This window comes from Salinivibrio sp. MA427 (assembly GCF_001996115.1).
In the GTDB taxonomy this organism is placed as follows: domain Bacteria; phylum Pseudomonadota; class Gammaproteobacteria; order Enterobacterales; family Vibrionaceae; genus Salinivibrio; species Salinivibrio costicola.
In genome coordinates this window covers 1-10,375 of the sequence record NZ_MUFH01000072.1, presented here as the reverse complement: position 1 = coordinate 10,375, position 10,375 = coordinate 1, and the positions used below count along the sequence as shown (strand labels likewise).

The 10,375-nt window shown below is 51.1% G+C and carries 7 protein-coding genes and 1 pseudogene; 2 read left to right on the top strand and 6 right to left on the bottom strand.

What is annotated here, in order from left to right; genetic code table 11:
* Positions 1-1,099: glyceraldehyde-3-phosphate dehydrogenase (locus BZG79_RS07000; RefSeq protein WP_077774051.1), on the top strand; the 1,099-nt coding region annotated here is incomplete at its 5' end.
* Positions 1,100-1,170: 71 nt separating this feature from the next.
* Here the strand turns inward: BZG79_RS07000 and fruA are convergent.
* The 3 genes from fruA to fruB are packed head-to-tail and all read right to left on the bottom strand — an operon-like array spanning position 1,171 to position 5,085.
* Entirely contained in the window at positions 1,171-2,907 is a 1,737-nt protein-coding gene (fruA, locus tag BZG79_RS06995; RefSeq protein WP_077774052.1) for a PTS fructose transporter subunit IIBC, read from the bottom strand.
* A gap of 28 nt (positions 2,908-2,935) precedes the next feature.
* Positions 2,936-3,892 (bottom strand): 1-phosphofructokinase, encoded by a 957-nt coding sequence (pfkB, locus tag BZG79_RS06990; protein ID WP_077774050.1) that lies wholly within the window; start codon positions 3,890-3,892, stop codon positions 2,936-2,938.
* Complete coding sequence (fruB, locus tag BZG79_RS06985; protein ID WP_077774049.1) at positions 3,889-5,085, bottom strand: fused PTS fructose transporter subunit IIA/HPr protein; 1,197 nt, start codon at positions 5,083-5,085, stop codon at positions 3,889-3,891. Before fruB ends, pfkB begins: the two co-directional genes overlap by 4 nt.
* Before the next feature lie 503 nt (positions 5,086-5,588).
* On the opposite strand from fruB, the gene cra reads away from it, so the two are divergent.
* Positions 5,589-6,602 (top strand): catabolite repressor/activator, encoded by a 1,014-nt coding sequence (cra, locus tag BZG79_RS06980; RefSeq protein WP_077774048.1) that lies wholly within the window; start codon positions 5,589-5,591, stop codon positions 6,600-6,602.
* Here cra and BZG79_RS06975 read toward each other — a convergent pair.
* The 3 genes and pseudogenes from BZG79_RS06975 to BZG79_RS06965 all read right to left on the bottom strand — a co-directional run.
* Positions 6,599-7,717: a lipocalin-like domain-containing protein gene (locus tag BZG79_RS06975; RefSeq protein WP_199877592.1), complete on the bottom strand. Its 1,119-nt coding sequence runs from the start codon at positions 7,715-7,717 to the stop codon at positions 6,599-6,601. The genes cra and BZG79_RS06975 overlap by 4 nt on opposite strands.
* A 10-nt stretch (positions 7,718-7,727) precedes the next feature.
* The gene (locus tag BZG79_RS06970) at positions 7,728-10,202 is read right to left on the bottom strand and encodes an ABC transporter permease (protein WP_077774046.1); all 2,475 of its coding nucleotides are present in this window, start codon (positions 10,200-10,202) and stop codon (positions 7,728-7,730) included.
* A pseudogene (locus tag BZG79_RS06965) lies at positions 10,183-10,375 on the bottom strand (ABC transporter ATP-binding protein); the annotation flags it as partial. The pseudogene BZG79_RS06965 and the gene BZG79_RS06970, both read right to left, overlap by 20 nt.

Below are 10,375 nucleotides of genomic sequence, written 5' to 3'. Positions count from 1 at the left end.
AATCGGCACTGGCAACAGCGTCGAGCCCAAAGATGTGGTCCTTTATGGTTTTGGCCGTATTGGCCGGTTACTCGCACGTCTACTGGTTGAGAAAAGTGGGCCAGGCTATCCATTACGTTTACGTGCGATAGTGGTCCGTGGTGGCAAAGAAGGCGATTTGGAAAAACGCGCCAGCTTATTGCGTCGTGATTCGGTGCACGGTCCATTTAATGGCAGCATTACTGTGGATGAGACCCGTAATGCTCTGATCGCCAATGGTAATTTCATTCAAGTCATTTATGCCAATAACCCAACTGAGGTCGACTATACCCAGTATGGCATTCACCATGCCTTAGTGGTCGATAATACGGGGATGTGGCGTGATGAAGAAGGACTCGGTCAGCATCTTGATAGCAAAGGAACAGACAAAGTCTTGCTAACCGCCCCAGGTAAGGGCGCGCTTAAAAATGTGGTGTTCGGTGTCAATCATGATGTCATTGGTCACGATGACAAAATTATCTCCGCCGCCAGTTGCACCACCAATGCGATTACCCCAGTGCTCAAAGCCATGCAGGATAAATTTGGCATTGATAGTGGTCATATTGAAACCGTCCATTCGTTTACCAATGATCAAAACTTAATAGACAACTACCACAAAGGCGATCGACGTGGTCGTTCAGCATCACTCAACATGGTACTGACGTCGACGGGCGCAGCAAGCGCGGTAGCAAAAGCATTGCCGGAACTAAAAGGAAAACTCACTGGCAACTCAGTGCGTGTCCCAACCCCGAATGTCTCGATGGCGATTGCAAACCTCAACCTCAATCACGCCACCAACAAAGATGAAATCAATGCGTACCTGCAAGACGTCGCGCTCTACTCGCCGCTTTCAGGCCAAATCGATTATACCCAATCCACCGAACTCGTCTCGAGTGATTTGATTGGATCTCGCTTTGCTGGCGTGGTAGATAGCCAGGCGACGATTGCTGAGGGTAATCGCTGCGTACTGTACATTTGGTATGACAACGAGTTTGGGTACAGCTGTCAGGTCATCCATTGTATGGAGAAAATGATGGGAGTTCGCTATCCTGTGGTCCCTCAGCCGGAATCGTTATCATAAGCAACACAGCGTTATCATAAACAACAAAAGGCCCATCAAGGGCCTTTTTTACGTGCGCGTTTTAGGTCTGACTAAGACGACTGGGTTGCCGTCAATGGTGATGCTTGGCTCACCGGCTTAATCAACGCATAGACTAAACCTGTCACCAAGGTACCGGCCGTAATGGCGGCGAGATAAAGCAAGACAGGGCTAATCGCATTTGGGATGAGCAAGACAAACAAGCCACCGTGCGGCGCCATTAATTTCGCGCCAATCAACATTGAGATCGCCCCCGTTAATGCGCCACCGGCAATACACGATGGAATAACACGCATCGGGTCTTTCGCTGCAAACGGAATCGCGCCTTCTGAAATAAAGCACAGTCCTAAAACGAATGACGCTTTACCTGCTTCTTGTTCGGCATCGTTAAACTTGCGTTTGGCAAGGAAAGTCGATAAACCCATTCCTAATGCCGGCACCATGCCTGCAGCCATAATGGCAGCCATTGGCATGTAGGTACCACTTTCAATCAATCCAACGCCAAACGTATACGCGGCTTTATTCACCGGGCCACCGAGATCAAAGCACATCATGGCGCCGAGTAACACGCCTAAGATGACGGCATTGGTTGAATTCATGCTTTGTAAGAAGGTTGTTAAACTTTCCATCGCCACCGAAACGGGGCCACCTACCACATAGATCATCACCAAACCGGTAAATAAACTGGCCAATAACGGGATCACCAATATGGGTTTGAGCGCCTCCATTGAAGCCGGTAAGCTGACTTTGTCCGCAACGAATTTAGCGCTGTAACCGGCAATAAAACCAGCCAGAATACCCCCTAAGAAGCCCGCGCCTGTTGAGGCTGCAAGCATACCACCGATAAGCCCGGGTGCCAGGCCCGGACGATCCGCGATAGAAAAGGCAATAAAGCCCGCCAGTACCGGGACCATCAGCGCAAACGCGCTACCACCGCCAATTTCCATTAAGGCCGCTGCAAGCGTCCCTTCTTCTTTAAACGCCTCAATACCAAACACAAACGAGAGCGCAATGGCTAACCCCCCGGCCACAACCAAAGGCAGCATGTGTGACACCCCGGTCATAAGGTGTTTATAAACGCCACTCCGTTCACCTTGGTTTGCAGTGCTATTCGCGGTATTGGTTTGTCCGGCTTGGTGAACGTGGGCGTTCGCCAAAGCATCATCCAAACTTTGTGCCGCTTTTTTCAACGCGCTCCCAGTACTGGTTTTATATAAACGTTTACCGGCAAAGCGACTGAGATCGACCTCAATATCCGCCGCGATAAAGACAAGATCCGCTTGTTCAATGTCTTGGTCAGTTAAGTTATTTTTTGCCCCCACCGAGCCACGTGTCTCGATCTTAACCTGATACCCTCTCGCCTTCGCGGCTTCTTCAATCGCTTCAGCGGCCATGAAGGTATGGGCAACGCCCGTCGGACAAGCCGTGATCCCGACAATACGAACCGGTTGTTCGTCACCACTTTTACTGGATACGGAAGCCTCATAAGGCTGGGCCTGATTCGATACCGCCGTCAACACGGCCTGTGCGTCCACCATGACTTCATCAAGGCTTGCTTGGTAAACAGGTTTACCATTAAAGCGCGCCGTCTCTTTCGGATCGCCAACGAGCAGCACGCGATCGGCGTGTTCTATCTCTGCGGCTGACAATACTTTTGTCGATTGGACACTCGACTGACACTCTATTTGTGCCGTCCATCCTTTTGCATCGACGGCTTGTTCGAGAAGCCCCGCCGCAATAACAGTATTGGCGACACCACTAGGGCATGCCGTAACAATGACCAGATTCATACCTTCTACCCCACTTATGGATTGGTTTTTATTGTGCATGCACTGACAACTCAACAGGCGACACGCTGATTTGTTCGGATAATTGATTCACGTTTTCATGATTGCTCACCCCCACTCCCACTTGAGTGACGGCAAGCGCCGATATGGCAACGGCACGGCGAAGTGCCGTTTCTTTACTCAGCCCAGCTTGACAGCCAGAGACCAGACCCGCGACCAAGGAGTCCCCCGCACCAACGGTACTCACCACCTGCTGGGCCGGCGCTACGGCTTTTAACCAGCCTTGATGATCGCGCCACAATACCCCATCGACCCCACGCGAAATGACCACGTTAGCGATCCCTTGGTTAAAGAGCTGTTCACCACGCGCTAATAAAACAGATTGCTCATTACTGATAGATTCATTAAGACACTGAGCTAACTCCGCTTCATTGGGCTTAACCAACCAAGGCGTTGCATCAATGGCAGCACGAAGCGCGTGTTGACTGGTGTCGACGACCACTTTTTTGCCCGCTTCTCGCAAGGTGCTAATCCACATCACCAGCTGTTCGGTGGTGACACCTGGCGGTAAACTGCCCGCCAATACGATCCATTCATGGCTTGCTGCCAATGCGTGCAAGGTCTCGGTCAACGCATCAATATGAGTCGGGTCTACCGCCATGCCGGGAAAATTTAAATCCGTTACCCGGCCTGTATTTTCTACCAGCTTGACATTGGTACGGCTTACCCCTGGCACGCGCAAAAAGTGATCGGCAACGCCCTGTTCAGCAAAAAGCTGGGAAAATGGGTCTTGATTGTCTGCACCGAGAAAGCCAGAGACCGACACAGTGGCCCCTAAATCGCTTAACACACGTGCAACATTGACGCCTTTTCCTGCAGGATGCAGGGTGTAGTTTTGCACCAAGTTGACATCACCCGGTTGCAATGCCCCGACACTTCCTGTCATATCGAGAGCTGGATTAAAGGTGACGGTTAAGATGGCACTCATGCGTGTTCTCCTAATCCGTCTTTAATGGCATTCCCGAGTGCAGAAATCGCCTGCGCTGCATCCGCACCTTGCGCGGTAAAGTGCAATTGATGACCATGTTTTACCCCTAGAGCAATCACTTTCATCAAGCTCTTCGCATTGACCGAATCTGATTGGGTCGACGCATTGGCAACTTGAATATCCGCATCAAATTTTTTCGCGGTGTTGACCAACATTGCCCCTGGACGTGCATGCAAACCATGCGTATTGGTGATGGTAAACGTACCGTTTTCACCTTCTTGAATCGCTTTATCGGTCGCTTTTTGACGTTCATCGGTCGACGCCATCGCTGGCGCTGGCGATGCCCCTGTTGACGTCTGGGGAATGCATGCGTTGACCAGCGCCTGTGGCGAGAGGTCAATACAGGTCGCCAATTGATCGTCGGCTTTCCACTGCGTTAAGGTTTTCAAGACAGGAACATGGGCCGCATTATTCGCTGCTATGCACCAAAGTGCATTGACAGACTGCGCGTGATGCGTCAATGACGTTGCCGGCATCACAACGGATACGCCTGTTTGTTCAACGCCTTGATTAATCCCAAGCAGCCAATGCCCTTGACCCAAATGAATAGGATTGCCTGCCACTAACTGGCTCACGCCCTCGTGATTGATACAATGATGGTTTTTGAGCAGGCCGGCTCCCACTGCTTGGAGGGTAGTCATGTCTGAAGCTGGAAAGCCGCTCAGTATCATCTCTGGTTTAAAGGTTAGGCTTTGTGCGCCGGTTGTTTCACCATTGAGGATCGCAACGACCTCTTCAGCACGCTCAACCTTTTGCAATGCTTCCTCAACGCCCTCTTGAGATAGCACACGGGTTAACTGGCGTAGAATACTAAGGTGCTCATCAGACTTAGCGGCAATACCAATGGCCACATATGCAAGATTTCCGTCTCCCCAATCCACACCATCAGGGAAATGAAAAACCTGCACCCCCGTTTGTTTAACCTGATCACGGGTATCGGTTGTGCCGTGTGGAATGGCAATCCCACTGCCCAAATAGGTACTGGTTTGTGCTTCTCGCGCTAACATGCCGTCTTGATAGCCGGCCTCTACCAGTCCTTTTTGCGTCAGCAAACCGGCAATGGCTTTAATCGCGTCTTGCTTGGAGGCAGCATGTTGCTGCATATGAATATCTTGTGCGTTAAGTGCCAGCATGAGGGCTTTCCTCTTATTTCAATGCCAAGTGCAAAGGGTCAATGCCAAGTGCAAAGGTTCAGTGCCAAGTGCAAAGGGTCAGTGCCAAATGCACGGGTTAATCGTTTTTGTCACGCCAGACCACGCTGTCATGACGGTATATCGGGATCAGGGATTGGTCTTCATTCACGTTACGTCAGACCCTAATAATGTTTTTTTGTGTACAGTCTTTCGCTATACCATTTGGCTGAATCGTTTCAGCTTTTGGCGGCAATTACCCGCGTTATCGATGAAATGAATCTCATCGTTACTGTCGATTCATTCTAGCCACGATTATCGAAACACGACGCAATAAATAACATTCGTGTGATGGTGACGCGATTTACATCCAAAGCTGAAACCTTTCAGCTTTAAGGCTGAATCGTTTTAGCTTATAATGCAAGCCTATTATTGATCGGGTATGTGCAAAATTTGATCGCATTCACAAAGCCATCAATAACGATCGGCGCACTAAGGATTCGTTTATGAAGCTAGATGAAATAGCCCGCCTTGCTGGGGTGTCACGCACAACAGCCAGTTATGTGATTAATGGTAAAGCCGACCGTTACCGGATCAGCGAGCAAACACGTCAACGCGTGATGGCGGTGGTCGAGCAACATAATTATCAACCTAACCGCGCAGCGACGGCATTACGAGCAGGCACGACCCAAACACTGGGCTTAGTGGTTCCGGATCTTGCTAATACCAGCTATGCAACGTTAGCCAAACTCTTTGAACGCAAGGCGCATGATCAGGGTTATCAGGTGATTATTACGGGATCAGACGACGATCCTGAGCGAGAAAAAACGGTTGCACAGACGCTAGTATCCAGAAAGATTGATGCCTTAATTGTGGCCTCTTGTTTACCGGCCGATAATGCCTTTTATCCGAAACTACAGCAGCAAGGCACCCCGATTATCGCGATTGACCGTGGCTTAGATGCCACACAATTTGCCAACGTTTTAACGGACGATGCGAAAGGGGCTTATCAGCTGACGGATCGCTTGATCAGCCCAACCGATGTCTATCAAGCTGGGTTAATCGGTGCAGTACCGGCTCTGGCGATATCTCAAGATCGTGAGCAAGGTTTTTTTCAGGCATTACACGCACAGCACGTCGAGGGACAAGTACGCTATGGCAATGCCTTTAGCCGTTCAGAAGGACAGCGATTAATGACCGAATGGATAGACGCTGGGGATTTACCCGATGCGCTTTTAACGACATCGTTTACCCTTTGCGAGGGTGTGCTGGATGCGATTCGTCAGACCGGCATCGCCCCCACAGCCCTGTATTTCGCCACTTTTGGTGATAGCYGTATTTTAGACTTTCTGCCTTTTGGTGTGCAGTCTTTGCCGCAGCAATTTGAAGCGATCAGCGATGCTGCCTTAAGCCTTGCGGTGTCTGCCGCTCAAGGCGATAACCAGCCTGGCGTGATTACCGTCGAGCGTCAGCCAATATGGCGTCCACATCAAACCCAGGCCTGGGTTGGCCTCAATTAATAGCCCGTCGCTTCCATAAACCCGCGGCCTGTTGCGCTTCCTTGCACGCGCACTGGCCCTTCCCAATACGGCACACTCAGCGCCATCCAACTTTGCGCATTGAGTGGCTGCGTAGTGATGTTAATCCCTTCGTCTGGTACTTGTATCTGCCAGGCTATCGGCAAACTGATCCCCTCGCGCATTTTGGCATGGCTAATAGGTAGCATCCGAATATCCGATTGCGCTAAGGCCACAATGCGCCCATTTGGATACGTTAATGAGCCAAACATAAAGGGCTGACTGCCTCGGATTTGGGTGACCATTAACGCGCGACCATCGTCTAAATTAAGCCCGAACCAATCCCATCCGCTTTGATCCGATGCCATCGCACCGCTAGACCATTCTTTATCGAACCACCCTTTTCCCGAAACGGGTATTGTCTCACCGTCGATGATAAGCTGACCTTCAATGGTCAATTGTGGCAGAGAAAAGTAATAAGACGCTGACGGCTCATTGGCATGGCGAATACTGTATCCTTGCTCGCCGTGTTTCACGCGCAAGCCACCGTCAGCCACCTGGAGTGCGAACCCCAATGTTGCATCCTTATCGGACCATGATGCACGGACTTGCGCCGGTAAAGGTTGATCGCCCCCCTGCCATTGCCAATCATCCAGCCAAGCCTGAAATGGTGACAGTGTCACGCCAGTCTGACCAATACCACCACGGGCAAAACGCTCGGCTTCCCACTGTTGATCGGCACGCGTAATAGCAACATGCGCCATATAAAGCTGCTGGTTTGCCCATCCTGTTTGGTGGCGAGGACTCAGCGCACGGCGAAATAGGGTCCATTGCACACCGTATTCTTGTCCCGCATTATCCGTCAGTGTGGCTGTCAAATACCACCATTCTGTGGCAAATGCAGCATGAGAGGCCATATCCTGCGGATAAAGAGGTGTATAATCAGGCGTAACAGCGGCAAAGCCATCTTGTTGGCCAAACACATCAAAGCCATCCGCTAAGTCGGTCGACGATGAAGACTGTTTTCCCAACCCAATCAAGACCCCCAACACCATCACTCCGATTAAGCCAAACACTACACGGCCAATAGGGCTTAACTTTCGCTGACTTGATCTCACGGCGACTCTCCTATTGCGCATCACGTAACGACGCGGCGGCTGTCCGCTTAAGCATACGGTAAACCGGCCACGCCCCGGCCACCATCAAGGCGAGCATTGAAAGGCTAATGGTCGTTGCATACGTCATTGGGAAAAAATTCATAGTCATTGTCCAACCAAAGGACGCTTTGAGAACAACATGAATTAACATGCTCGCTAACACCAAGCCAAGCGGGATCGCGATAAGGGCACTGACTAACCCAAGGATCACCAATTGCCCGCCCCCAAGAGCAATGAGCTCTCGCCCTGATAGGCCCAAATAACGCAACAAGCTGTACTGGCGTTGCCGCGATAGCTCCGTGGCTAACGTTGCGAAAAACAAACCGCTAATCGCCACGATCAACATCAACACACACAAGCTTTCGGTGACAGTAAACGTTCGATCAAAAATGCGCATGGCATAACGCATAATGTCGGCTTGATTTTGCACCTGACCATTGCTCAGGCTAAACCGTGTATTCATTTGATCAACAAAATGATCACTTGGAGCTTCTTTATCGAGTACCACCGCCAACGATGGGCGTCCTTGTGCTAGCCATTCGCCCGCCTCACTATGCGTTGAAACCACCAACTGTCCGTAAGGATTACCGTAATCGTAATAGATCCCTGCCACGTGCCAGCGTTCGCCCATCGGTGCGGGCAGATTAACCATTTCACCAACACTTACGTCAAATTTAGCGGCGAGTGATTCACTTAACAGTACCGCACGTTGCTGGTGTAATTGTGACCAATATTGGGGTTGGGCCGATTTGACGGCTAACGATTGCTTTTCTAGCGCTCGATCACCAACCGATAACACCTCAAGGCGTCCTTGGGGCGCGACCAACTCACGTCGATAAGTGGCCCAAAATTGCGACACGTCTTCTTGTTGTTCAAGCCAGGATTCGATTCTGGGTAGCAAAGCATTGCCGGGTCGAACATACACATCCGCGGCTAACCGTTGCTGCAGCCAAGTTTCGGTGCTGGTGCGAAAGCTCCCCACCATGGTTTCCATACCTATATGCGCAGAAACAGCAAGCATAAAGGCCATCGCGGCAACACCTCGGTAGCTTAAACTGGCCGCCGCATCGGTAAAGAACCAACGCCAACGTGCGCCCGCATAGCCGCGCGCCAAGGTATGAAACAACCAGCCACAGGCATAGGGCAACGCTAGGGCGGCACTTAACATGGTTAATGCGATCAGCGTAAAGCCTTGCCATTGGCTACTTTCCCAGTAAGACACGCCCCAAGCTGTTACGCCCAATAGTATCGCGATGATCGCTTGCACCGCATACTCTTGGTGTGTCCCTCGAATTAGTGTCATTCTTTGGGATAAGCGCCCCGGCGATGTGTTAAGTAAGCGCACCAGCGGCCAGGCTGATGCCATCATCGCCCCTAAGATCGCGAGCAACAGACTCGCCAATCCCCATTGCCATTGCCAATGCATCACCAAGTCAATATCAGCGCCATACAAGTCAGACAAGGTGGTAGCGACGGCAGGGAGTAATTGATTGGCTAGCATCAAGCCCAGCACATTGCCACTCATCACGCCAAGCACAACCCATACGAGAATCTCAGCAAGCATAACCCAAGAGAGTTGACGTCCATCAACACCGAGTTGGCGTAGCGCCCCCACCAGCGGTTGCCGTTGTGTCATTGAAAGCGAAATCGCTTGATAGAAAATAAACAGGCCCACCACAAAAGCCAGTAATCCCATGGCAAGTAAATTAAGATGGAAAGCACGGGTGAGCGGCCCTAACTGTGTGGCCTGTGTTTTGGTCAATGTCAGTGCAGGTGGTAACACATTGCGAATCTGCTGGCGCTCCGCTTGCGTTAAAGACCCACACAGGATGTCGGCGATACCGGCGTGTGAGGACAAGGTACGTAGCAACGCCATATCGGCAACTAAATACGTCCCCATACTCAGGGCATCGTTGTCGAGTACTCGCAAGGGGCCAATAGCTGGATAATCAAGCAGATCAATCATTTGCCCATCTTTCCAGCCTTTATGGTTCGCCATCGCCTCACCAACATAAACCGGATAAGGCGGCGTGATTGCATTGACCGGTGATATCCCCTTGTTTGCACGCCCTTTATCACCGCCACGTTCAGCTAACAGCGGCAACATGGCAATGGTATCAACGCCCATAAGATTGAGATCATCAAGTGACGGTGTCACGACTTGCAAGCGATCAACAGGAACACACTGCGTTAAGCCTGCCCGGCGTAAATCAATATAAAACGCCTGCGGCACACGTTGGGTCCGCTGGGTGTGATGAATGCTAAACGGATAAGGATTACTAAACAGCTTGGCACCTTCCCGATAGCTTTGCTGGGCGTGTTGGTTAATCGATAACACGCCAACAAGCAGAGCGACCCCAAGGGTTAGCCCTAGCCATACCAGCAAAATCTGAAAAGGATGGCGGCGATAGTGCCCCCATAGTGCATTAGCGACGGGCCCGAACACTGAGCACGCCTCCTTGCAGCCCAATGCTGCCCTGTAAGTAGCTGGCAACCGTATCACTGTGCGTGACCAATAAAAGGCTCGAGCCTTGCTGACGTGTCAACGTGGTTAGCAAACGCATGACCGCATCCGCGTTGCGCTCGTCCAAGCTACCGGTAGGTTCGTCGGCCAACAAT

Bases quoted from the DNA above. Each gene is read 5' to 3' on its own strand.
- fruB (WP_077774049.1), bottom strand. From the start codon at position 5,085: ATGCTGGCACTTAACGCACAAGATATTCATATGCAGCAACATGCTGCC.
- fruA (WP_077774052.1), bottom strand. From the start codon at position 2,907: ATGAATCTGGTCATTGTTACGGCATGCCCTAGTGGTGTCGCCAATACT.
- pfkB (WP_077774050.1), bottom strand. From the start codon at position 3,892: ATGAGTGCCATCTTAACCGTCACCTTTAATCCAGCTCTCGATATGACA.